Source organism: Hyphomicrobium sp. MC8b, from assembly GCF_905067615.1.
Taxonomy (GTDB): Bacteria; Pseudomonadota; Alphaproteobacteria; order Rhizobiales; family Hyphomicrobiaceae; genus Hyphomicrobium_B.
In genome coordinates this window covers 1,670,146-1,694,137 of record NZ_LR898465.1, presented here as the reverse complement: position 1 = coordinate 1,694,137, position 23,992 = coordinate 1,670,146, and the positions used below count along the sequence as shown (strand labels likewise).

Annotated in this window: 20 protein-coding genes; 13 read left to right on the top strand and 7 right to left on the bottom strand. The window is 60.3% G+C overall.

All coding sequences use genetic code 11. The features are described from left to right. Positions 1–11: 11 nt before the first annotated feature. Positions 12–2,570, bottom strand: coding sequence for a response regulator (locus ACLB1Z_RS08240; RefSeq protein WP_409562873.1), 2,559 nt, complete (start codon positions 2,568–2,570; stop codon positions 12–14). 217 nt (positions 2,571–2,787) lie between these two features. On the opposite strand from ACLB1Z_RS08240, the gene ACLB1Z_RS08235 reads away from it, so the two are divergent. After that, positions 2,788–3,177: a hypothetical protein gene (locus tag ACLB1Z_RS08235; protein WP_409562872.1), complete on the top strand. Its 390-nt coding sequence runs from the start codon at positions 2,788–2,790 to the stop codon at positions 3,175–3,177. A gap of 73 nt (positions 3,178–3,250) precedes the next feature. Here ACLB1Z_RS08235 and ACLB1Z_RS08230 read toward each other — a convergent pair whose 3' ends face one another. Both ACLB1Z_RS08230 and dksA read right to left on the bottom strand, forming a co-directional pair. Continuing rightward, positions 3,251–3,514, bottom strand: a complete 264-nt coding sequence (locus ACLB1Z_RS08230) for a hypothetical protein (RefSeq protein ID WP_409562871.1) — start codon at positions 3,512–3,514, stop codon at positions 3,251–3,253. Between the two features lie 128 nt (positions 3,515–3,642). After that, positions 3,643–4,080, bottom strand: coding sequence for an RNA polymerase-binding protein DksA (dksA, locus tag ACLB1Z_RS08225; protein WP_050976864.1), 438 nt, complete (start codon positions 4,078–4,080; stop codon positions 3,643–3,645). Positions 4,081–4,717: 637 nt separating this feature from the next. Between dksA and ACLB1Z_RS08220 the strand changes: the two genes are divergently transcribed. Then, the gene (locus tag ACLB1Z_RS08220; protein ID WP_409562870.1) at positions 4,718–5,563 is read left to right on the top strand and encodes an AAA family ATPase; all 846 of its coding nucleotides are present in this window, start codon (positions 4,718–4,720) and stop codon (positions 5,561–5,563) included. 455 nt (positions 5,564–6,018) lie between these two features. Then, a complete protein-coding gene (gene asnB / locus ACLB1Z_RS08215) occupies positions 6,019–8,061 on the top strand; it encodes an asparagine synthase (glutamine-hydrolyzing) (RefSeq protein WP_409562869.1) in 2,043 nt (680 codons plus the stop codon). A gap of 47 nt (positions 8,062–8,108) precedes the next feature. On the opposite strand, the gene ACLB1Z_RS08210 is transcribed toward asnB, so the two are convergent. Continuing rightward, positions 8,109–8,792: a TetR/AcrR family transcriptional regulator gene (locus ACLB1Z_RS08210; protein ID WP_409562868.1), complete on the bottom strand. Its 684-nt coding sequence runs from the start codon at positions 8,790–8,792 to the stop codon at positions 8,109–8,111. A 165-nt stretch (positions 8,793–8,957) separates the two neighbouring features. On the opposite strand from ACLB1Z_RS08210, the gene ACLB1Z_RS08205 reads away from it, so the two are divergent. The 5 genes from ACLB1Z_RS08205 to ACLB1Z_RS08185 all read left to right on the top strand — a co-directional run bounded on the left by ACLB1Z_RS08205 (position 8,958) and on the right by ACLB1Z_RS08185 (position 14,759). Continuing rightward, the gene (locus ACLB1Z_RS08205; RefSeq protein WP_409562867.1) at positions 8,958–10,259 is read left to right on the top strand and encodes an efflux RND transporter periplasmic adaptor subunit; all 1,302 of its coding nucleotides are present in this window, start codon (positions 8,958–8,960) and stop codon (positions 10,257–10,259) included. A 42-nt stretch (positions 10,260–10,301) separates the two neighbouring features. Next, positions 10,302–11,888: a DHA2 family efflux MFS transporter permease subunit gene (locus tag ACLB1Z_RS08200; protein WP_409562866.1), complete on the top strand. Its 1,587-nt coding sequence runs from the start codon at positions 10,302–10,304 to the stop codon at positions 11,886–11,888. Positions 11,889–12,068: 180 nt separating this feature from the next. Continuing rightward, complete coding sequence (locus ACLB1Z_RS08195) at positions 12,069–13,229, top strand: DUF3734 domain-containing protein (RefSeq protein ID WP_409562865.1); 1,161 nt, start codon at positions 12,069–12,071, stop codon at positions 13,227–13,229. Beyond that, complete coding sequence (locus tag ACLB1Z_RS08190; protein WP_409562864.1) at positions 13,226–13,969, top strand: acetoacetate decarboxylase; 744 nt, start codon at positions 13,226–13,228, stop codon at positions 13,967–13,969. Before ACLB1Z_RS08195 ends, ACLB1Z_RS08190 begins: the two co-directional genes overlap by 4 nt. 13 nt (positions 13,970–13,982) lie before the next feature. Next, positions 13,983–14,759, top strand: coding sequence for a 3-hydroxybutyrate dehydrogenase (locus ACLB1Z_RS08185; protein WP_409562863.1), 777 nt, complete (start codon positions 13,983–13,985; stop codon positions 14,757–14,759). A 120-nt stretch (positions 14,760–14,879) separates the two neighbouring features. Here the strand turns inward: ACLB1Z_RS08185 and ACLB1Z_RS08180 are convergent, their stop codons facing one another. After that, positions 14,880–16,133 carry an MFS transporter gene (locus ACLB1Z_RS08180; RefSeq protein ID WP_409562862.1) on the bottom strand — a complete coding sequence of 418 codons (1,254 nt, stop codon included), beginning with the start codon at positions 16,131–16,133 and terminating at the stop codon, positions 14,880–14,882. A 316-nt stretch (positions 16,134–16,449) separates the two neighbouring features. Here ACLB1Z_RS08180 and ACLB1Z_RS08175 point away from each other — a divergent pair, with 316 nt between their 5' ends. From ACLB1Z_RS08175 to ACLB1Z_RS08155, 5 genes are all read left to right on the top strand, one after another. After that, the gene (locus ACLB1Z_RS08175; protein WP_409562861.1) at positions 16,450–16,578 is read left to right on the top strand and encodes a hypothetical protein; all 129 of its coding nucleotides are present in this window, start codon (positions 16,450–16,452) and stop codon (positions 16,576–16,578) included. Positions 16,579–16,591: 13 nt separating this feature from the next. Further along, a complete protein-coding gene (locus ACLB1Z_RS08170; protein WP_409562860.1) occupies positions 16,592–17,716 on the top strand; it encodes a type III polyketide synthase in 1,125 nt (374 codons plus the stop codon). Between the two features lie 23 nt (positions 17,717–17,739). Further along, a complete protein-coding gene (locus tag ACLB1Z_RS08165; protein WP_409562859.1) occupies positions 17,740–18,336 on the top strand; it encodes an isoprenylcysteine carboxyl methyltransferase family protein in 597 nt (198 codons plus the stop codon). A gap of 300 nt (positions 18,337–18,636) precedes the next feature. Continuing rightward, positions 18,637–21,642, top strand: a complete 3,006-nt coding sequence (locus ACLB1Z_RS08160; RefSeq protein WP_409562858.1) for an EAL domain-containing protein — start codon at positions 18,637–18,639, stop codon at positions 21,640–21,642. 219 nt (positions 21,643–21,861) lie between these two features. Beyond that, complete coding sequence (locus ACLB1Z_RS08155; protein WP_409562857.1) at positions 21,862–23,001, top strand: hypothetical protein; 1,140 nt, start codon at positions 21,862–21,864, stop codon at positions 22,999–23,001. Positions 23,002–23,018: 17 nt separating this feature from the next. On the opposite strand, the gene ACLB1Z_RS08150 is transcribed toward ACLB1Z_RS08155, so the two are convergent. Further along, positions 23,019–23,372, bottom strand: coding sequence for a hypothetical protein (locus ACLB1Z_RS08150; protein WP_409562856.1), 354 nt, complete (start codon positions 23,370–23,372; stop codon positions 23,019–23,021). Between the two features lie 220 nt (positions 23,373–23,592). Continuing rightward, entirely contained in the window at positions 23,593–23,877 is a 285-nt protein-coding gene (locus tag ACLB1Z_RS08145; protein WP_409562855.1) for a hypothetical protein, read from the bottom strand. Positions 23,878–23,992: the final 115 nt, after the last annotated feature.

The following is a 23,992-nucleotide window of genomic DNA, read 5'->3' as shown; positions in this document are numbered from 1 at the left end:
GCAATCAAAACCTACTTCGCGAGTTCTTCCTTCACCTTCGCGGCGAGCTGCGGCAGCGAGAATGGCTTCGGCAGGAACGCGAAGTCGTCCGAGCCCATCGACTCGCGGAACGCTTCGTTTGGATAGCCGGAAACGAAGATCACCTTGATCGACGGATTGCGCTTGCGCAGCTCCTTGAAGAGCGACGGCCCATCCATCTCCGGCATGACAACGTCGGACACCACGATGTCGATCATGCCTTCGTTCTCGGCCATGATCTCCAGCGCCTCGACGCCATCGGTCGCTTCCAGCACCTGATAGCCCTGGCGCCTCAGTGCGCGAACGGCAAACTGGCGAACTTCGACTTCGTCCTCGACGAGCAGCACGCGTCCGGTGCCGGTCAGGTCGGTTGCCTTGAGCTGCTTCTTCGCGGCAGCAATCGACTCCGGCATCGCGTTCGCGACTTCCTCGCCTTCTTCCACGAAATGCCGCGGCAGGAAAATTTTGAAGGCCGTGCCTTTGCCGATCTCGCTTTCCGGTTGGATGAAGCCGCCCGACTGCTTGACGATACCGTAGACAGACGCGAGACCAAGACCCGTGCCCTTGCCGACGCCCTTCGTCGTGAAGAACGGTTCGAAGATCTTGGCCATAACTTCCGGGCTCATGCCGGTGCCGGTATCGGCCACTTCGACCAACACGTATTCGCCCGGCGTAAAGCCGACGACGTCGCGCATCTTCTGGCTTTCGCGTTCCGTGACGTTGCGCGTGTTGATCGTCAGCTTGCCGCCGTTCGGCATGGCGTCGCGCGCGTTGCGGACCAGATTGAGAATGACCTGGTAAAGCTGGTCGCTGTCGGCCCGCACGTACCACAGGTCGCGCTCGGAATGCGTCTTGAGCTCGATCTTCTCGCCGCACTGCGTTTTCAGCACCGGCAGCATGTCGGACGTCAATTCGCCGACATTGAAGACCGAGACCCGCTGCGTCTGCTTGCGCGAGAAACCGAGCAGCCCCTTGACCAGACCAGCCGCGCGATTGGCCGCCGACTGAATGTTCTTGATGTCGCGATAAGCCGGATCGCTCGGGCGATGCGTCTGCAGCAGCAAATCCGAGAACCCGATGATCGCCGTCAGCACGTTGTTGAAGTCGTGCGCGATGCCGCCCGCAAGGTTGCCGACCGCTTCCATCTTCTGCGCTTGCGCCACGCGGCTTTCGAGCGTCTTCTGCTCGGTCGCGTCCATCACATAGAGCGCAGCAGCGGCACCGCCTTGCACCGCTGCCAGCGGCGACATGTAAAGGCGGCGCGTGAACTGTTTGTTGTCGCCCGCCGTGATCTCGATCGGCTGAATGTTGCCGCGTCCGGCGAGAACCTCCGCGAGACCCGCTTCGATCTTGTAGCGCTCATCCGCCTCCGCCGTGCGGCTCAAGGCTTCCGATGCCAGCACGTCCTGCGCTGGCTTGCCGTCGAGCACCATCTGCATGAAGGCGGTGTTGCAGTTGGCGATGCGGCCCTCCGCGTCGAGCGCTGCAATGCCGAACGGAGCCGACTGGAAGAATTGCGATGCTCTGACGTCCTGGTGACCACGCTCGACGAGCCCGGTCGTCTGCCGATTGATCGCCGTGATCGTAAAGCCCTGCTCAGCGTTTCCAGCGACGGGCTCGACGAGGAGTGTCAGCGCCACAATGCGGCTGTCCTTGCGAGTCAAATCGAGATCGATGATGCGCTGATCGGCTTCAGGAATAGCCGCCATATGCTTCAACAGGCGCAGGCCTTCCGCGCCGGCGAGTTCGGCAAGCCCGAGCGACCGCGCTCTCAACGCGCCGGCCGGATAGCCAAGCCACTGCTCAAACGCGGCGTTGACGTGCACGATCGCGCCCTCGCCCGAGACCCACATGAAACCGGCGGGCATGGCGTCGAATGCGGCAAGCGATGCTTCGAGCCGGCCGATGCGTTCGGCCTCCTGGCTCTTCTCATTCGTAACGTCGACGATCTGCCACGAGACGAGCCGCGATTGCCGCAAGCCACCTTCCAGCAAGCCTTCCGGACCAGCGAACGGCCGCACCGTGATCCGCGCCCAGGAAACGTTGCGATCCGACCCGAGCCGCAACCGCACATCTTCCGATCTCGGCTCGCCGCGCTCGGCCGCCTTCGTCAGGCGGAAGAACGCTTGCGTGCCCTCCGAGTCGCCTGCAAGCGACGCTTCGAGAGCTGAGAATGGCCCCGCCTCGTGCTGGCCCAGAACTTTATCCACAGCCGCGTTGGCGTACAAAATCGTGCCGTCATCCTCGGCGATGATCTGCGGCTCATCGTCGGAATCCAGAGACGCCTTGAGAAGATCCCCCGGCACGACGCGAGCACCAAAGCGCAGATGCCCGGCAGCAATCGCAAAGAGCATAAAGGCGCCGAACATGGCGAGCAGCGCGATAACGGTCAAAAGCAAAGGCTCGCCGGATCCGCTCGCGAGCAGCCCGAACAAAACTGCGCCGCCCGCAGCCGCGATTATGATCATGGGGAGGAGGCCGCCGAACCCTTCCGCTGAGTTCAGCGGATCGATCGGGGCGGCATCGATCCTCAACGCCTCGCGATCCTTCATGGGCCGAGAATCTAGCTGATTCTCGAAAATCGAAGCGGGGGATTGGGGCATGGATGTGGAACTCAAACGCAACTGCAACTGTGCCGCAACGGTGCGGCGAGACTCGATTGGATAAGACTTCGCTTAAGAGAGTTAACATGCAGTCAACTCGAAGCTATCGATTGGTTGACGTGCGAGAGTTATCGGCACAGCCGGCAAGTCCGGCCGCGGGGAAAACATGGAAAGCTATTTCTTCTGGACCTTCATGCTGGCCGTACTGGCAGTCCTGAGTGCCGGCGCCGTCGTATTCGTGCGGGCCTATTTGACCGGCACGTCGCCGTCCGCCCTTCTTTTTAAGCCCAAGGGCGAGCGTCGCCTCGAAGTCATCGACCACGCCAGCATCGATAGCCGCCGAAAACTGATCCTCATCAGACGCGACGACGTCGAGCACCTGCTGCTGACGGGCGGCCCGGTCGATGTCGTGGTCGAAACGGGAATAAAGGCGACCGCCGCGCGCCCAGTCCCTGTAGTGCAGAACGAAGTCCCGCCGCCCGTCCGCCGCGCGCCGGTGTTCGGTCACGGCCCCGAGGTAGCGCCTGCCCTCGTCCCGCGCGAGCGTAACGTTTAAAAGCGCTGCGTTCAGCTCACGCACAAAAACAAATTGGGAAGCTTGCGAGGCTGACCGAGCAAGGCCGCAATGCCTAGCGTTCGACGTCGCCGAAATCGGCCAATGTCAGCTTGCTGAGATCGAGTTGCCGCGTCGCGCTGGCAACCTCAGCCGAAGGCCGTAGCAAACGGCGGCGTTGCGCCGCCGCGGCAGAAGCCGGTTTCGCCTGATTATACGTGAAGCCGGTGTGCACGAAGCCCGCGCGGTTGAGCATCTCGGAGCTGCTCTCGCGGCTGCCAAATCCGACGGCAGCGACGGCAATACATGCCAATCCGAAAAAATGTGCTCCAACTCTCACGACGGGACCCTCGTCAGCGACGCCGATAGGCGAACGCACGAGAGTGTCGGAGCAAAATCTTAAGAAGCAATGAAGGGCTGTCCCGGAACGCGCCTAAGGCAACGCATCCCGGAAAGCCAAAGCGTGTCTTACTCCTCGCGATAGACGCGTTCGCGACGCTCGTGACGCTCCTGCGCTTCGACCGACAGGGTTGCGATGGGTCGGGCATCGAGCCGCTTCAGACCGATCGGCTCGCCGGTGTCTTCGCAGTATCCGTAGGAGCCGTCTTCGATCCGGCCCAGCGCCGCGTCGATCTTGGCAATCAACTTGCGCTGACGGTCACGCGTTCTCAGCTCCGTCGCGCGGTCAGTTTCGGACGTCGCACGATCGGCGAGATCGGCATGTTGCGCAGAATCTTCGTGCAGGATCGCCAGCGTCTCACGCGTCTGGCGCAGGATCTCATCCTTCCAATCCAGAAGACGCTTGCGGAAATAAGCCTTGTGCATGTCGTTCATGAAAGGCTCGTTTTCCGAAGGCTTATAATCCGGCGGAAGAACGATATCTGCAATCTTTACGCGGGCAGCCATCTTCTTAATCGTACCCTCTGACTTTTTCGACGCTGTCGACTTTGCAACAGCCAATGTTCGCGCCGGTACTTTCGCCGGAGTAGCTTTCTGCGGCAGTACCTTGCCAACGGCCGCCTTATGAACGATCTGGCCGATCTTCCCCGTCGCGGCTTTCGTCGGCGTACCCTTTGTAGCGGTCTTTGCCACCTTAATTTTTGCTGCAGCCGGCTTTGCGGCCTTGGCAGGCGTGGACACGCCGGCTGGAGAAGCCTTGTTCTTGGCCCCATTCTTGGGCGGCCCGCTGCTCTTGGCGGCGGATTTCTTTGCGGCCGCTTTCGACTTCGCGGCCCTCGTTCCGATTGCCTTGCTCATCGTCCGCCTCTCCAGAGGCTGCGTTCGCTCGAGCCGATCATCCTCCGCCGAAGGTCTGACCTGAGTCGGCCTCATCCGGCCGACCCTTATCTATGCGCGAAGGCCTCCGAGTCAAGCACGAGACGAAGCCTTGATAAATTTTGATATGTCCGACTTTTTCAAGTAAAAACATATTGTTACGTCACATCAGTAGACGCCCGACTGTCACCCGCTCCCCACAGTCCGATGCCGAGGAGTGCGCTTCGGTCACCTTGCCCGCGCGCCCGAACCCCGCCAAGACAGGATCATGAACTTCGAAGGCACCTCCGCATACGTCGCAACGCCCGACCTCAAGGTCGCCGTCAACGCCGCCATCCGTCTCGAACGGCCCCTCCTCATCAAGGGCGAACCGGGGACGGGCAAATCGGTGCTCGCCGCCGAAGTCGCGCAGGCGCTCGATGCGCCGCTGATCGAGTGGCACATCAAATCGACAACGAAAGCCCAGCAGGGCCTTTACGAATACGACGCTGTTTCGCGCCTGCGCGATGGTCAGCTCGGTGACGAACGCGTCAAGGACATCGCCAACTACATCAAGCGCGGCAAGCTCTGGGACGCGTTCGCTGCGCCGAAGCGGTCCGTGCTGCTGATTGATGAAATCGACAAGGCCGATATCGAGTTCCCTAACGATCTCCTGCAGGAACTCGATCGCATGGAGTTCTTCGTCTACGAGACGGGCCAAACGGTGAAGGCTGAAACCCGCCCGGTCGTGCTCATCACGTCGAACAACGAGAAAGAGCTTCCCGACGCCTTCCTGCGCCGCTGCTTCTTCCACTTCATCAAATTCCCCGACGCCGATACCATGCGCCAGATCGTGGAGGTGCATTTTCCGGGGCTGAAAAACCAACTCGTCAACGATGCGCTACGCGTTTTCTACGAACTGCGCGACGTCCCGGGCCTGAAGAAAAAGCCGTCGACGTCGGAGCTTCTCGACTGGCTGAAGTTGCTTCTGCACGAGGACATTGACCCGTCCCTGCTGCGCGAAAGCGATCCTAGAAAGCTCGTGCCGCCTCTGGCCGGAGCGCTGATAAAGAACGAGCAAGACGCGCACCTGCTCGAACGTCTGGCGTTCATGCCCCGCCGCCGCGGCGAATAACTCCCAATGATCAGAAATTTTTCGGCCATCGCAGCGGTGAACACATAGCGGACAGTGTTTCGTGCAACCCTGACGCGCTCCGGCTAACCATGAACCACGATCACGGAGCAACATGAACGGACGATAGTTGGAAAAAGCAGTGTATCTGCTGCACAAATCGCGCGGGACAAATTGCAACCGCCGCTTTCTTTCACCCCACGGCCTGTATGCTAACACTTCGCATTAGGCCGCCTAGCCTAGGAAAGTCTCGCGACGCGCGTATTTGTCGCGAATGGTAACCACCATTGAGCACCGGACTGGCAATATAGCTTCCGGCGCGGCAACTGATTAACGTCGGCGCCTTAGAATTGCAGCGCGTCTTCCGATCCGGCGGTTTGGGATAACGCGAAGATCCCTATATCTGCCCGACGGCAGCAGCAAGCCGCCAGACCATCTGCAGGACCTTGGACCATCCCATGTGTGGCATTTTCGGAATTATCGACCTCAAGAGCCGACGCTCGGTACCGCTATCGGTATTGAAGCGCGCCGCCGATGCCATGCTGCATCGTGGCCCGGACGAAGACGGTTATCTTCAGCGCCCCGGCTTCGGGTTCGCCTCGCGCCGCTTGAGCATCGTCGGCCTCGCCGACGGCCAGCAGCCTGTCTTCAACGAAGACAAATCCATCGCTGCCGTCTTCAACGGCGAAATCTTCGACCATGATGATTGGCGCCAGCAGCTTCGCAGTCTCGGCCACACGCTGACGACCCACTGCGATACCGAACTCTTCCCGCACATGTGGGAGCAGTACGGTGAGGACATGTTCGAGAAGTTCAACGGACAGTTCGCCGTCGCGCTGTTCGACGAGCGAAAGCAGAAGTTTATTCTCGCCCGCGATCGTTTCGGTATTTGCCCCCTCTATTGGACACGCACGACGCGCTTCGGCACCGATTGGCTTGTCTTCGGTTCCGAAATCAAAACAATTCTTGCCACCGGCCTCGTCGAGCCGAAGCCCGACCCGCGCGGGATCGATGCCCTTTTCAACTATCTCGCCATCCCGGGACCGGCGAGCTGCTTCGAAGGCATCAACATACTGCCGCCGGGAAAGTTCCTGACAATTTCGCGCGGCCGCGTCGGCGAAGAGTCGACGATTGATGAGCGCACCTACTGGCGGATGGACTTCCCCGACATGGGGAAAGAAACGCGTTTTGCCGATGAGGAAAAGCTCGTCAACGATTTCGAACGCGTCCTCTACGATGCGGTCAAGCGCCGTCTCCGTGCCGATGTTCCGGTCGCCTCGTATCTTTCAGGCGGCGTCGACTCGAGCACTGTCGTCGCGATGGCGAAAGACATTCTCGGCGCCGCACCTACGACGTTCACCGTCAAGATCCGCGACCCGAAGCTCGACGAAACCGAACAAGCCGCCATCATCTCGAAACATCTCTCCGCCGATCCTTACGTCGTCGCCTGCGGATCGGAAGAGATCGTTTCGAACTATCAGCGCCTGCTCGTCGCGACCGAAGCACCGGTCACCGATACGTCGTGCACCGCCCTGATGATGCTCGCAGCGAAAGTGAAAGACACCGGCTTCAAGGTCGCGCTGACGGGCGAAGGCTCCGACGAATGGCTCGCGGGTTACCCATGGTATAAATTCCAGCGCATCATCGAGATGATGGGCAGCGTTTCGGGTGGCAAACTTCCTCCGAAGATGACGCGTTATTTTCATCGTTGGCTCGGCTGCGACGACGATGCTGTCGCCTACCTCGACAAGTGCGCCGAGAGCGCAGGCGGCATGCACGCCTTCCAGCGCTTCTACGATCTTCTCGGAGCATCGCGTTTCCGCTTCTACAGCCCCGGAATGATGTCCGGTCTCAGCAGCCACGACCCGTATTTGTCGATTGATCCGGACGCCGGCCGCTCGGCCAAATGGCACCCCGTTAATCGCAGTGTGTACTGGGCGGGTAAGATCCATCTTCCCGGCCAGCTCCTGAGCCTCAAGGGCGACCGCATCGCGATGAGCCAGTCGGTCGAAATGCGCTATCCGTTCCTCGACAACAACGTCTTCGACTTCCTTGCGGGCATCGATCCGAAATGGAAGCTCAAAGGCCTGACGGAGAAATATCTGCTCCGCCGCGTCGCCGAGAAGTGGTTGCCGAAGTCCGTCGCATGGCGGCCGAAGGGCATGTTCCGCGCCCCGCTCGATGGCTTCTTCCTCGAACAGCGCCTGCCCTACGTCGATGAGCTGCTCAGCGATGAGTCGATCAAGAAGGCCGGATACTTCGATCCGAAAGCCGTCGCGAAGTGGCGCAACGAATACAAGGATCTCTCCTGGTGGGGCTACCAGCGTCAGTCAGGTGAGCTCGGGCTCGTCGCCGTTCTCGCGACTCAGCTTTGGCATCACACCTATATCGACCCGACGCTCGCCAACCTTCCCGACTGGCGCTCGATCGCGGGCGTACCGTCGGAATGGAGCGATCTGGATTTCGCCGAGATGAGCGGAGTTGAAGAAAGCGTCGCGTGAAGCGGCGGTCGCTCCGCCTCTTCCACCGTGGGCCTCAGTCAAATTAGTTACGCGGCGTTGTTTGCCGCGTAACCCTTCATAAACAGTGCCACGCCAGACGCGACGTTCTTCTCGACTTCCTCGATCGCCGGCGGTTCTTTCAGCACGCCGTACAGCCGCGCCTTGAACAGCGAACCTGGGATCACTTCAAGAAGCTGCGCCGCAGCAAGCCGCGTGTCAGGAATGTCCAGATGACCGGCTTTGACGTGATGATCGAAGTAATCTGCCAACGCTCCGATGACGCGCACCGGACCGGCCTCATAGAATTCCGATCCAATTTCCGGCATCCGTTCCGCCACGCCGATCACGATACGGTGTGCGGCGACGACAAACGGCTGGGACATCGTCGTCAGAATTTCCACGCCAAATCGGTGCAGCACGGCGACGATCGGTAGATTGACGTCAAGCAGAGCAATCTTCTCCGCGATCTTGCGATCACGTTGCTCCGCGCAAATCGCGGTGAAGAGGTGTTCCTTGTCCTGGAAATAGACGTACAGCGTCGCCTTTGACACCTTCGCCTCGCGCGCAACGTCGCTCATGCTCGTCGCATCGAACCCGAGTTCCGAAAAGATCCGCCCCGCGCCCTCCAGAATCTGCCGACGCTTCGCCGGATCGGTTCCCGCTGCAGGACGGCCGCCGCGCCGTTCCTCTTTCCGTTCTGACCCTGTGAACTGAGAGCCTTCCATCGCCATCACCCCTGCTCAAACCGAACCGCAAGTTCAGTAAATTTATATTAACAAACGAACCAAACGGTTCGGTTTGTCCTTGCTATCCACTTTTGAACGCTGTATGTCAAGTGCAAAGTGAACCATACGGTTCAGTATAATAGCAATTGCTCCTGGAACGAGGCGGGCGTTATGGGCAGGAATAATTTGAACAGCGTTTTGACCATTCAGCGTGAGTTTCCCGAACACGCGGAGTCCACGACAACCGTTGACGAGCAGAGTCAAACACCAGTGCCTAGCGTTCAGAACCGGACCGCGCCGAAACCGGCGATCGCAGAAAAATCCGAGCAGACGCCATTCGAGCGTTCCGCCGAAGCACCTGCCGCTCGCGAGAAAGGCTCTGAGGCCCCGGCCAAAGGTGCAGCACCGACCAAAAGCTCGCGCCGCAAGCCAATCTTCATGGGGCTAGGCGCGGTTGCTCTGCTGGCCGCTGCCTACTTCGCATATCAATACATCACCGTCGGTCGTTTCATGATCTCGACCGACGACGCCTACGTCGGCGCCTACATGTCGATCATCTCGCCGAAGGTCTCCGCCATCGTTACCGAGGTCCCCGTCGTCGACAATGAGGCGGTGAAGGAAGGCCAAGTGCTCGTCCACCTCGATGAAGGTGACTATCAGCTTGCCCTCGATCAGGCGCAATCGAAGCTCGCCACACAGATGGCTGTCATTAAGACTTTCGACGCACAGATCAAAGCAGCCGAAGCCAACGCCGCGCAAGAGCGCGCCCAGCTCGACGCCGCGAAAGCCAACGTCATCAAGACCAAGGCAGACTATGAGCGCACTCAGGCCCTGACCGCCAAGGACTACGCAACGCAAGCCGCACTCGACGCCGCTATCGCATCGCGCGATTCGGCTATCGCACAGGTGAAGGCGAACGAAGCTGCGATCCAGTCGGCGGATGCCAACGTGGCTCTGCTGCACGCCCAGCGCATACAAGCAGAAAAGACGGCGAAAGAACTTCAGGTCGCAGTCGATCAGGCCAAGCGCGATCTCTCGTTCACCACCATCCGCGCCCCGTTTGACGGCGTCATCGGCAATCGCGGCGGCGTACAGGTCGGCGACTACGTCACGCCCGGCAAGCGGCTGATGGCCGTCGTGCCTCTCGACAAGGTCTTCGTTGACGCGAACTACAAAGAAACCCAGTTGCCGCCGATCGCAGCCGGCCAGACGGCGACGATCTCCGTTGATGCGCTCGATGGCGAAGACTTGAAGGGCACGGTGCAAAGCGTGTCGCCCGCATCAGGATCACAGTTCTCTCTGCTCCCCCCGGAGAACGCCACGGGCAACTTCACGAAGATCGTGCAGCGCGTGCCGGTCCGCATCGCGATCCCTGCCTCCGAAGCAAGAGGCAGATTGCGCCCCGGCCTCTCGGTCGTCGTCAGCATCGATGCGCGCACGACACCCAAGACCGAGAAGACGGCGCAGAAATAGCGCCGTCCGCAAACCTATTCGGAAGCAATCCGGCAATCGCTCATGACCGACGCAACCACATTTGCGGATGAACCGCAGAAGCTCGAATGGATCGGCGTTACGCCGCGCCAACTCGCGGGCTTCATCGCCATGGTCTTCGGCATGTTCATGGCGATTCTCGACATTCAGATCGTGTCGGCATCGCTGCAGGAAATCCAGGCCGGCATCTCTGCGAGTTCCGACGAAATCCCGTGGGTTCAGACGTCTTATCTAATCGCCGAAGTCGTGATGATCCCGCTGTCGGGCTTCCTCGGCCGGGTGTTCTCGACGCGTGCGTTGTTTTTCTCAGCAGCCGTCGGCTTCACGGCCGCAAGCGCGCTGTGTGCCACCGCGACGACCATCAACGAGATGATCGTCTACCGCGCCATTCAAGGCTTCATCGGTGGCGGCATGATCCCCAGCGTCTTCGCAGTCGCGTTCTCGCTCTTTCCGCGCTCGAAGCAGAACATCGTCTCGCCGATCATCGGCCTTGTCGCCACGCTCGCGCCGACCATCGGCCCGACCGTGGGCGGGTACCTGACGGACACCTATTCCTGGCACTGGCTGTTCCTGATCAACGTCGTGCCCGGCATCATGGTCGCGACGGCGGTGTTCTTCCTCGTCGATTTCGACAAGCCGAATTACGCCCTGCTCAATCACTTCGATTTCATGGGTCTGTTCGGCATGGCTATGTTCTTGGGCTCGCTCGAATACGTGCTCGAAGAAGGCCCGCGCTACGATTGGCTCGACGACCAGACCATCGCGACGTTCGCCGTGCTGACTGTCGTCGGCGCCGTCATCTTCTTTCTGCGCGCCGCCTTCGCGAAAGAACCAATCGTCCAGCTCCGCGCATTCAAAGACCGGAACTTCGCATTCGGCTCGGCCTTCAGCTTCACGATGGGCATCGGCCTCTACGGTTTGACCTACGTCTATCCGGTCTACCTCGGACAGGTGCGCGGCTACGACTCCTTGATGATCGGCCAGACGATGTTCGTCACCGGCGTCGCGATGTTCTTGACCGCGCCGATCAGTGGCCGTCTCGCCGGCATTCTCGATCCGCGCGTCATGATGTTCACCGGCTTCATGGGTTTCGCGCTCGGCACCTATATCGCGTCCTACATCACCCCAGATTGGGATTTCTGGGAGCTTCTCGTTCCGCAGATCCTGCGCGGTTCGTCGCTGATGCTGTGCATGATTCCGATTACGAACCTGTCGCTCGGAACGCTCCCCCCGGAGCAGATCAAGAATGCTTCCGGCCTTTTCAATCTCACGCGCAACCTCGGCGGTGCTGTCGGCCTCGCGATGATCAACACGCTGCTGAACAAGCGGCTCGACTTGCATCTCGCACGTTTGCACGAACAGGTCGCCTGGGGGCATCAGGCCGCCGAAGAACAATTGGCGATGATGCAGCAGAGCTTTTCACAGGCCATGCATTCGGACGGCGACATGGCAGCATTGAAAAAGCTGGCGATGATCGTCCGCAATCAAGCGAACGTGCTGTCGTTCGCCGATCTCTTCCTCGCACTGACGGTGCTGTTCGTCACCGCCGGGTTCTTCACGCTTCTGATGCGCAAGCCCGCTCCCGTTCCTGCTGGTGCCGGCGGCCACTAAACGGCGACGCAAATCGTTCATAAATTTCGCGTCGCAAGTTACGAGACGTTTAGCAAGATCGAACATTCGCCCCCTTGCCTTTGGGGCCAATCTACTGCATTGCAACAGGGCCTGAAGAATACTCGAGGTCTCAGAACCTCTCCGTCTCCATAGCCACCCCAAGCTTGGTAGATAGAAGACATGGCCCAGCCCAACGGTAGCGCGGCAAAGAGCACTGAAAAGACCGTGCTCGTATTACAAGGCGGCGGCGCCCTCGGCGCTTATCAGGGCGGAGCATTCGAAGCGCTGTGTGCCGCCGGACTCGAGCCCGACTGGGTCGCTGGCATTTCGATCGGCGCCATCAACTCTGCGATTATCGCAGGAAATCCTCCTGAACGCCGCGTGAAGCGGCTTCGCGAATTCTGGGACCGGGTTTCGAGCCATCTTCTGCTGCCACCCCTCGCAACGGACAACGCCTCGCGCAAGATCTTCAACGAGACCGCCGCCGCGCTCGTTGCATCGACCGGCGCGCCGGGCTTCTTTGATCCGCGCTATCCGCCCGCTGTCATCATGCCGCCCGGCACGGTGCAGGCGATCAGCATCTACGACACCAGCCCGCTGAAGAAAACGCTTCTCGAACTTGTCGACTTCGACCTGCTGAACTCAGGAAAAATGCGCATCAGCGTCGGTGCGGTCGAGGTCGCAACCGGAAATCAGGTCTATTTCGACAGCGCCACCACGAAAATCATTCCCGAGCACATCATGGCAAGCGGCGCGCTGCCGCCAGGATTCCCGCCCGTCTCTATTGACGGCACGCTCTATTGGGACGGCGGCATCGTCTCGAACACGCCTCTGCAATACGTTCTCGACGGCAGCCTCCCGCGCTCCGACATGTGCATTTTCCAGGTCGATCTATTCAGCGCCCAGGGTACCGTCCCCGATACGCTCTTTGACGTTCAGACCCGCGAAAAGGAAATCCGCTATTCGAGCCGGACACGTTTGAACACTGACTATTCGAAGCTTCTGCAAGAGCTGCGACGCGCCGTACGGCGTCTCGATGGCGTTCTGCCAGACGACATCAAATCGACGTTCGACTGGAAGCTTTTGACGCGCCACAGCTGCAACGCCGCGATCACCATCGTCCATCTCATTCATCGCCGCGCCGTCTATTCCACGCAGTCGAACGACTACGAGTTCTCGCGCTACACCGTGAACGAGCATTGGCGCGCCGGCATCGACGACGTCGAGCGCACGCTCAGCAACCCCGCTTGGATCAATCGGGAAAAACCCGAAGACGGCGTGATGGTGCTCGATCTTACGAAAGAACTCAGCCCGCCACCGCCTTCGGAGACACACAGATGAAAATTGCGGACGTCAAGAAACGCGCCTTTGCGATGCCTTTGACAAGTCCTGCCTTCCCTCCCGGCCCCTATCGTTTCATCAATCGCGAATATCTCATCATCACCTACCGCACCGACCGCGAAGCCCTCGAAAAGGTCGTACCCGAGCCCCTGACCTTCGACGAACCCATCGTTAAATACGAATTCATCCGCATGCCGGACTCGACCGGCTTCGGCGACTACACCGAATCCGGCCAGGTCATTCCGGTCAAATTCAACGGCGTCGAAGGCGGTTATACGCACGCCATGTTCCTGAACGACGGCCCCCCGATCTATGGCGGCCGCGAGCTGTGGGGCTTCCCGAAGAAATTCGCCAAGCCCACGCTCGGTCCCGACATCGACACGCTCGTCGGCACGCTCGACTACGGCAGCGTTCGCATCGCGACGGGTACGATGGGCTTCAAGCACAAAGCGCTCGATCCCGCCGCCGTCGCGAAATCGCTCGCCGTGCCGAACTATCTTTTGAAAATCATTCCGCACGTCGACGGCAGCCCTCGCATTCTCGAACTCGTCGATTACCGCCTCGAAGACGTGACCATCAAAGGCGCATGGAGCGGCCCCGGCGCGCTCGATCTGCGCCCCCACGCCCTCGCGCCGATTGCGGACCTGCCTGTGCGCGAAATCATATCCGCGACACACATCCTCGCCGACCTGACCCTCGGCCTTGGCAAGGTCGTCTACGACTACCTCGAAGAGAAATAAGGAGACGCCCCCAATGAAACTTGACGGCAAAGTCGCGCTCATCACGGGCGCCGCAAGCGGCATCGGCCATCAGATCGCCCGGCGTTACGTCGAAGCGGGCGGCCGCGTCGCCATCGCTGACTTGAACCTCGATGCTGCCACTGCCGCCGCGAAGGAACTCGGCGGCGAGAAGGAAGCCATCGCAGTCGCCATGGACGTCTCGAACGAAGATCAGGTGAACGCCGGCGCCGAGAAAACGGCGAAAGCCTTCGGCACTATCGACATTCTCGTCTCCAACGCCGGCATCCAGATCGTGCACCCGATCGAGGAATTCCCGTTCGCCGATTGGAAGAAGATCATGGCCATCCACGTCGATGGCGCGTTCCTCACGACTAAAGCCTGTGTGAAATACATGTATCCGCAGAAGTCCGGCGCGCTGATCTACATGGGCTCGGTCCACAGTCACGAGGCCTCGCCCCTGAAGTCGGCCTACGTTGCGGCCAAGCACGCCATCCTCGGCCTCGGCCGCGTCATGGCAAAAGAAGGCGCGCAGCACGGCGTCCGCTCGAACGTCATCTGCCCCGGCTTCGTGCGCACGCCGCTCGTCGACAAGCAGATCCCGCAGCAGGCGCATGAGCTTGGCATCACGGAAGAACGTGTCATCAAGGAAGTGATGCTCGGCGAAACCGTCGACAAGGAATTCACGATGGTGACCGACATCGCCGAGGTCGCCCTCTTCCTCGCCGCCTTCAAGACCAACGCCATGACCGGCGAAAGCATCATCGTCAGCCACGGCTGGCACATGAACTGATCCGACGAAAAAACGCACAATGACGTCATCCCGGCGCAGGCCGGGATCCAGACATTCCGCAACATTGCATGTGTGGATTGTTGTCTGGGTGCCGACCTCCGTCGGCATGACTGTCTTGTGCTACTCCCCTGGCGCGGCCTGTGGTAGATGACGCCGGACGTGCTGACCGTGTTTGGGGTCGGTTACCACCGAAATCACCCAGAACACCATCCCGCCGACGGCAAGCACCGCGCCGACCCAGCCGGTCGAACTCCAGCCGTACCCGTACGAGATCGCCAACCCTCCAAGCCACGGCCCGATCGCATTCGCCGTGTTGAACGCACTGTGATTGAGCGATGCCGCAAGCGTCTGAGCATCGTCGGCGACATCCATCAGCCGCGTCTGCAGCGGAACGCCGAGCGCACCGCCGCAGCCGATCATAAACACGACGAACGAAACGGCGTAGATATTCCCCGTGGCGAACGGAAAGACCGCCAGCCAGAACGCACTCCACACCAGCAGGCCACCCGCCGTCGCCATCAGCGCTCTGTCTGCGAGCCACGCGGCGACGAACGTCCCGATCGTCATACCAAGCCCGAAGACCATCAGCACGATCGGCACGACGCCGGGCTCGACGTGCGTCACGTCAACCAGCGTGGTTGCCAGATACGAGTAGACTGCGAACATGCCGCCAAAGCCAATCGCACCGATCCCGAGCGTCAGCCAGACCTGCGGCCGTTTCAGCGCGCCGAGTTCTCGCATCATGCTCGCGCCCACGATCGGCTCATCGCGCGGTACGAAGATTGAGACGAGCAGCACCGTCAGCAGCGCCAACACACCGACGATCCCGAAGCCGACGCGCCATCCGAGTGCCTGCCCCATCCAGGTCGCAACCGGCACGCCGATGATCGTCGCAATCGTCAGGCCTATCAGCACGCGTGACGCCGCCTGCGCCCGCGCATTGGGCGGCACGAGCGAAGCAGCAACCAGCATCGCCACGCCGAAATAAGCGCCGTGCGGCAGGCCGCTCAGAAAGCGGAACACGACCATCATTCCGTAGTTCGGCGAAAGCGCCGTCATGACATTGAAGACGGCAAAGCAAGCCATCAGCGCCAGCAACAGTTTCCGCCGCGGCCACTTCGCCGCCAGCACCGCGATCACCGGCGCCCCGACGACAACCCCGAGCGCATAGGAACTGATCGCATGCCCAGCCATCGGCTCGGTAATGCCGAACGTGGCGGCGAAATACGGCAATAGGCTCATCGCCGCGAATTCGGTCGTCCCGATCGCAAAGCCGCCCATCGCCAGCGCGAACAGCACGAGGCGCACCTGTCCGCGCGTCAACGTCGCCGGAGCGGCATTCAAATTGTCGAATCCGTTGGCGTTTGCCTCCACGCGGAAGCCTCCCGTCTCGCTTCGCTGCATCGCGCAACGTGCGCTGCAGCAACTGGAGTAACCGCGTATCTTACGGAAATCGTTCCAAGTCGAGATGTCACGCGCCCCGATTTTGCAAGTGCGAACTGTCTCACGCACATAGCTCGCGGCTCAGCGCCGATACTTCGGGCTTTTTGCGCGTGCTGCGGCCGAACGCCCCCCTTCGAGCACGCCAGGCTGTTCCCCAGGGAACAGCCGCGATGGACGGCCGGATCGACAAACGCTCACGAACCCGCCGCCGGCCCGGGCTTCTCCTGCCAAAGAGATGGAGACGGTCATGCAAACGAAGCGACCGACGGTTCTCATCCTTCTTTTCGCAATTCTATCGACGGCCGCAATCGTTCAGCCCGCGTGGGCCGATTGCCCGCCGCCGGACATTCAGCGCTCGGCCCTAGCGCCGGCATAGAAAAAGTCTGCTCATGACACTTCTACCAATCAACAAGCCTGAACTCCGCCTCGGCCTCCCGCGCTCTTCCCCAGCCCTGCCCGTCGAGATCCTGTCGATTGCCACGGCCAATCCGTCGCGGCGCTACGCTCAGGAGGATGTACTCGCCAACGCCGCCGAGGTCTTTCCGCAGTTCGCGCGCCTGAACAGCCTCTTCGCTCATACCGGCGTCGCATACCGCTACATGTGCCAGCCGATGTCCTGGTATCGCGAGCGGCATTCGTGGGAAGAACGCACCGCTGCTTATCAACGCAGTGCACTCGACCTCATGGAGCGCGTGGCTCTCGAAGCGATTTCTCGCGCCGGTCTGAAGCTTTCCGACATCGACGCCCTTGTGACCAACACGATCACGGGCCTGGCGATCCCGAGCCTCGACGCATTGCTGATGAACCGGCTGGACTTTTCTCCCGCGGTCGAACGTTTGCCGATCTTCGGTCTTGGCTGCGGCGGCGGCGTTGCCGGACTTTCGCGCGCGGCCCGCCTCGCGCAAGCTCAACCCGGCCGCAACGTCCTTTTCATCACTGTCGATCTCTGCAGCCTGTGCATCCGCCCGAACGACGCCAGCGCGACGATGTTCGTTGCCTCAGCGCTATTCGGCGATGGCGCCGCAGCGGTCGTTTTGCGCGCATCCGCCGACGGAAGTTGCGCACCCTCGGCTCGAACAGGTATGCAGCGACCCACGCTCATTGCATCCGGCGAACATCTCTGGCGCGGCACGCGCCACATCATGGGCTGGGACGTGAAAGAGGATGGTTTTGGCGTGGTGCTGAGCCCCGAACTGCCCGCGCTGATGCGCGCGAACCTCGCGCTCGTCGCGAACGCCTTCCTTGAACGCCACGACCTGAAACTCTCCGATCTCAAAGGCTATCTGTTTCATCCCGGCGGCCGGAAGGTTCTCGAAACGGCGGAAGACGTGCTGAACCTCGACCGATCCGATCTTGCTCATTCCTGGGCCGTGCTCCGCGACTTCGGCAATATGTCGTCGGCAACCGCGCTCTTCATTCTCGCTCGCGCGATCCGCCAGAACGACAAAGGCTTGCATCTTCTCGCCGCGTTCGGACCCGGCTTCTCCGCTTATTTCGCAGCGCTTGACCTCTAGCTTTTCGTTCGGAGAATTTCGTCATGATCATCGACACTCTCGGCTGGCCGCAGATCGCTGCGCTGCTTCTGCTCGCCCAGCGCGGTCTGGAAGAACTTTATTCGCAGCGAAACACCAGCCGATTACTCTCCGCCGGTGCACGCGAAATCGGCCGATCCTATTATCCCGTCGTGGCGACGACGCATTTGGCCTGGATTGCAGCTATATTCTTCCTGATTGCGCCGAACGCGGAAATCCATATCTCGCTCGCAATTCTCTACGGCATTCTGCAAATTATCCGATATTGGGTCATCGGCTCGCTTGGCCGATATTGGACCCACCGAATCATCACGCTCGACAATGCCCCCGTCATCGACCGCGGACCCTACCGGCTGATCCGGCACCCGAATTACGCCGTGACGATCGCCGAGACGTTCCTTTTGCCGATCGTGTTCGACCAATTGGCCTTGGGCGTCATTATCGGCGCGATCTGGTATTCTGTGCTGATTTACAAGATCGAGCTTGAGGAACAGGGCCTGGTCGATCGACGTCGGCAGTCCCGGATGGGTGGCGGCCAAACCCCTATCGCCCGGCTTAGCGCCCCGGTCCGCAGCCATCCCCGCACCGTCCGACTTTCGTGAATCAATTCTTTACTTTTGTCCTGCCGCCGGCACTAACAACTTCTGAATCTGGTAATTTGCGTAAGAACTTTATCCGCACGCGGAATTACAATCCCGCCCTTGACCTAAAATTAATCAAAAAGCCTCAGCCTGACCGCAAGTCGGGTGATAAGGGACGGGATTGTCTTTGTTTTACAGTTGACAACTCTGTCTCCAATGCAATTCCGGAAAAATTGGAAAAACTGGAATAGGCGGACCTTGGTCCGTTGGGGAACGAAAGCATTTCTGATGTCGGTTAGCGGGGTCCGGACATTCTCTCCATTGAGAACTCTGCGTATCGAAGACAGCGAAGGCCTCGTCAACGCCGCTGCCGTAGCTGTCATCTTCGGAATCGTCGCTTATCTTTCGGCTGCCTTCACCCAGGATAGCAATGGCGTCGCCACCATCTGGCCTGCGAACGGCATCGTACTTGCCGCGCTCATTCTTGCGAAACGTCCATGGCGACGCCGCCAGATTTTATCGGCCGTCCTTGTCGCAAATATCATCGCGAACTACTTCGCTCAACGCGGACTCGCGGCCAATATCGGCTTTGCACTGACGAATACCATCGAACTCTGTACGGCTTTCTACGTTCTGCGGCTGCGAGAGGCAGAACCCTTTGAGTTCCGCAGCGTCCGCTTCCTGATCTCCTTCTCGATCGCCACCGCTACAGGCGCGCTGATTTCATCAACCGCAGCCTCAATCGTCGCGACGTTGACGACGGGAACCATAAGCTGGCGCGTCTTCAGCTCCTGGCTGTTTGCCGACCTTCTTGGCCTGCTGCTGGTCACCCCGGCCCTGGTCCGCATGCACCAGAAAAACCACGCGCCTCCGTCTTCCAAAGCCGCATGGGAAACTTACGCTCTGTTTACTGCGCTTGCCGTGGCAACGATTATCGTCATTGCGGTGAGGCCACTCAGCTTTGTGGTCCTACCCATACTGGTCCTAATCGCCTGCCGACTGGGTGCGAGTGCGACCTCAGCGGCTGCACTGATAATGTCGGCGATACTCTTCGTCGCCACGGCGTCCGGATTTCACGTCGGGATCCGTTTCGAAGGCGTGCCGTGGCTGACCGATGTTCAGCTTATGCAGCTCAGAATGTTGACGGTCTTCATGATCGTGATGCTGCTTTCAGAAGCAATTGAGTCTCATTCGCGCCTGCAGGAACGGCTTTCCGCGGAAATCGCCCTGCGCGACGAACTGAACGACCACCTGCGAGCCCAGGAGCACGCGATGTCGGCCCAAAAGGCCGAACTCGAGAAGGCACACCACCGGCTTAAGGAAGCAATTGATATCCTCCCCGAAGGCATCGTCATCCTGGACGCCGAGAACCGCTACGTCGCCTGGAATAAGCGCTACGCGGAAATTTACCAACGAGCTCGCGACACCATTGCCGTCGGCCGCAGCCTGGAGGAAGCGCTGCGGATCGGCATGGAACGGCAAATGTATCCAGAAGCCTTCGGTCGCGAGGAAGCTTGGCTCGCCGAGCGCATTAAAAATCTCGAAACGCCCGCCGCCTCGCACGAACAGCTGCTGGACAACGGCCGCTGTTATCTGATCGAAGAATGCCGCACGAGCGAAGGCGGCTTAATCAGCTTGCGCATCGACATCACGGAGATGAAGCAGCGCGAGGCCTCGATCCGCCTGTTGTTCGAAAACAACCCGCTCCCGATGTTCGTCGTCAGCCGCGATACCCGGGCGATCCTCGCTGTCAACACCGCCGCCATTGCCCACTACGGATATTCTCGCAAGGATTTCTCGCTGCTATCGCTGCGAGACATCCAAAACGGAGATCTGAACCTGCCGTTTGACCACGGCGACCAGCAAATTTTACCGACAAATGAAGCGCAGCTTTTCAAACACTATCGCCGTGACGGCCGCTCAATCGAAGTTGAGGTCTACGTCCGCCCGCTTATTCACGAAGGCGAAGACGCGCTCCTGATCGCCGCCATCGACGTCACGGAGCGACGCAAAGCCGACCGAAAGGCCGCCTACATGGCGCGCCACGACGCGCTGACGTCGCTTCCCAATCGCCACCTGCTCGCTGAACGCATGCAGCTTGCAATGGCGCGTGCAAAACGCGGCGATCGGATGGCGCTTCTGCTTCTCGATCTTGACAACTTCAAGGTCGTCAACGACACGCTGGGCCACGCGGCGGGTGACGAACTCTTGCAGGTCGTCGCCGACCGCTTGACCGGCGCATTGCGCGAAAGCGATACCGTGGCCCGCCTCGGCGGCGATGAATTTGCCGTCCTCGTTACGGATCTCGACCATCCCGCGAGCGCAACCAAGCTCGCGCAACGCCTGATCTCCATTCTAAACGAACCGGTCAGGCTGGGTCGCAAGGACGTTATCTGCGGCGGCAGCATCGGCATCGCGACGGCTCCCGATGATAGCTGCGATCCCAACGAACTTTTCCGGCTCGCCGACCTTGCGCTCTATGCCGCCAAGGAAGATCAGCGCGGAACTTTTCGCCTGTTCGAGCGAGAACTCGATGCCAAGGTGAAGGCGCGTACGTTGCTGGAGGCCGAGATCCGCGAGGCCATCACCAACGACGAATTCGAGCTGCACTATCAGCCGATCTACGGCTTAGATACGATGACACCAATCGGGGCCGAAGCGCTGCTTCGCTGGCAGCACCCGCGTCTTGGGCTCGCCTCGCCCGCCGACTTCATCCCGATTGCCGAGGAAATCGGCATGATCGCCGATCTCGGCGCGAAAGTGCTACGCCAAGCGTGCATCGAAGCCATGTCCTGGCCCGAGCATATGAGCGTGTCCATCAACATCAGCGCGGTCGAACTCGAAGCCGTAAGCTTCGTCGACACCGTCAAGGCCGCGCTGGCGGAATCCGGGCTGCCCAGCCACCGCCTGACCATCGAAGTCACGGAATCGATGATCATGAAGGATATCCAGCTCGCAACTCACGTCCTCCATCAGGTCTGCGATCTCGGCGTCGAAATCGCGATGGACGATTTCGGCACGGGCTATTCATCTCTCAGTTCGCTAACGAAAGTGCCGTTCCATAAAATTAAGATCGACCGTTCGTTCGTGCGCGACCTCGCCGTCTCGATGGAGGCCCGAGCCATCTTGAGTACGATCGTCGATCTCGCCCGAACGCTCGGCATGCTCACCACCGCCGAAGGCGTCGAAACCAACGAGCAGCTAGACATCGTCAAAGAATACGGCTGCACGTCCGTGCAGGGTTTCCTCTTCAATCGCCCCGAACCTGCCGACGTCATTCGCAAAATCCTGAACGGTCCAGACCACGCCAGCCGTACGGCCGCCTGACCTCCAAGGACGTCACTAAACGGCGATCAAATTCGCACTGCGCACAAAATAAAGACTGCACACTGATTAATTGGTGGACTTCCGGTAACGATCAGACAAAAGTTTCTTTCTCATTATTCAAACGGGTGATGCAGGCCAGCGCAGCACCGTTTGAGAATTGCTGCATTGCAGCCACCTATTGATTTCTAGCGTTTATGTTTTCATTACGGGGGGGGGCCTTTGGTAGAGGTCGATTGCGCTACTACTCGCGCCCCCCTCAATTTCCTCAACAACATCTACGATTGTTCGATGGACCCGAGCCGCTGGGCCACCGCCCTCGGCAGCGCCGCGCGATTGATCCGCGGCTGCGCGGCCGCAATCGTCGCCCAAACCCCAGGCGAGAGTGCGCGCGTGGAAGCGAGCTGGAAGGTCAGCACAAGTCTTGAACGGGCAATAGTCGCCACGGCACCCTTGAGCCCTGGGCTTCCCGCCGTCTGGCTGCTTGGCGTCGCCAGGGCATTTACGACGAACGCGCTCTTCGGCAGCAAGGAGGTGCGCAACTCGCTCTGGCACAAAAGAGTCCTTCGACCCGAAGGCCTCGATGACGTCGCTATCGTCACGATCTCGAAGTCCGCCAGATCGTTCTCCATGCTGATGATTGCGCGTCCGCACACCGCCGGCCCCTACGTCCCGCAGGACATCGCAAAACTGTCCGCCCTCGCGCCGTACATTCGCCGCGCAACCGCAATCGCACAGCTTCTCGATTACATGCCGCTCGCGCACCATTGTACGTCGGCGGCATTCGACCCGATGCGCGTCGGCATCATCCTCACAAACCCCTCCGGCAAAATCCTGCACGCGAACACCGCGGGAGAGAAATTACTCGACGGCTGCGCCCTGCTTTGTCTCGAAGACGAACTCGCCGCCCGCGAAAATCACGGCAACAGCCTGCTGCGCCAAGCCATAGCCGATGCCGGCCGCGGCCGCTCGACCTGTTCGCGCCGCGGGCCTCCGATCATCATCAAGGGGTGCGGAACGAAATCTTTGGCCGTGTGGGTTGCGCATATCGACGAGCGCGTAAGGCTGCCGGTCGGCCTCTCCCGTTGCGCGCGCGTTGCAGTCTTCGTCAAAGCGTTCGATACAGCGGAACGCTCACCAGCCGAAACGCTCCTGCGTCATCATCCGGTGAGCATAGCCGAGAGTTGGCTGCTCTCGTTGCTGGCGCAAGGTCTCTCGCTTGACCGCGCAGCCCAAGCGCTTGCCATCTCGATGCCGGCTGCGCGCGTCGGTCTAGCTCGCATCCTGCGGCGGACGGATATTCACGACGAAGCCGAACTCATTGCGCGCCTAACCGGCAGGCCGGCTTTGATCGCTGCATGAAGCCGACGATCGAGCTCTCATTGCTTGATTGGAGACGCGCTGCTGAGCGTGACGGCGGCAGGATCGACCTCGATCCGGCGCGTGCTGCAGTTGGCCTTCGCGATGTAGACGCTCACACCGTCGGGTCTGATACCGGCTACAGCGTCTCCGGACGCCACCGCCGCCTCGACCTGCTCGCACGCGTTGCGCGACATCCAATGCGTCTGGATTTCGCCGTTCGCCAGCGTCGCGACAAGCAAGGAATTGTTGTCGAGTGCTATCGGGATGTTTTGAGGCTTGAGCGCGTCCGGCGCGGACGTGCTGACTCCCGCGATACCGCTGGCGGACGCCAGAACAACGAACGCGGACGCGACCAACTTCGTGCTAAACATAACGCAACCTCCCACAACTGCGGGCAACCCAGCATAAGGCGGGACCTTAGGCCAACGTCGACAGCCACGAAGTCCACATAAATCGAGTATTGCACAGCCAGGCTGTGCAAAACCCGGCGTCAAGAAGCTGGCTAAAGCGCCTGATGGCAGCAGTCGGGCAAAAAGAAGCCCCGGCCTTGGACGGTCCGGGGCATTACGTCTGAGCGGCAATACCGAGACTTTAGTAGCAGTAGCGGCGGCCGTGACGCCAATAGCAGTCATCATAAGCACTTGCCGCAGCAGCACCGGCAATCGCCGCACCGACGCCGAGTGCAATCCAGCGCCCGTTATGCCAATACCCGCGTCCGCGATGCCAATGGCGGCCATAGCCACGTCCGTAGCGGCCATGCCAGCCGTGGTGATAGCCGCCATGATAATGACGGCCGCCTGCGTCAGCGCTGGTCGCGAACGTCATGAGCGGCAGAGCCGAAACCAACGCGGCGGCAAGCCCGATATATTTTCTCATTTCTTCCTCCTTCGGCGGGTGGCCCGCCGTCTTCTGAACGCAGAACGCAGACACCCCGGAATTTGTTTCACTCGGGCGCCGCGGCGCTTTCATTTCGTAAATTGTGCGGTGTGAA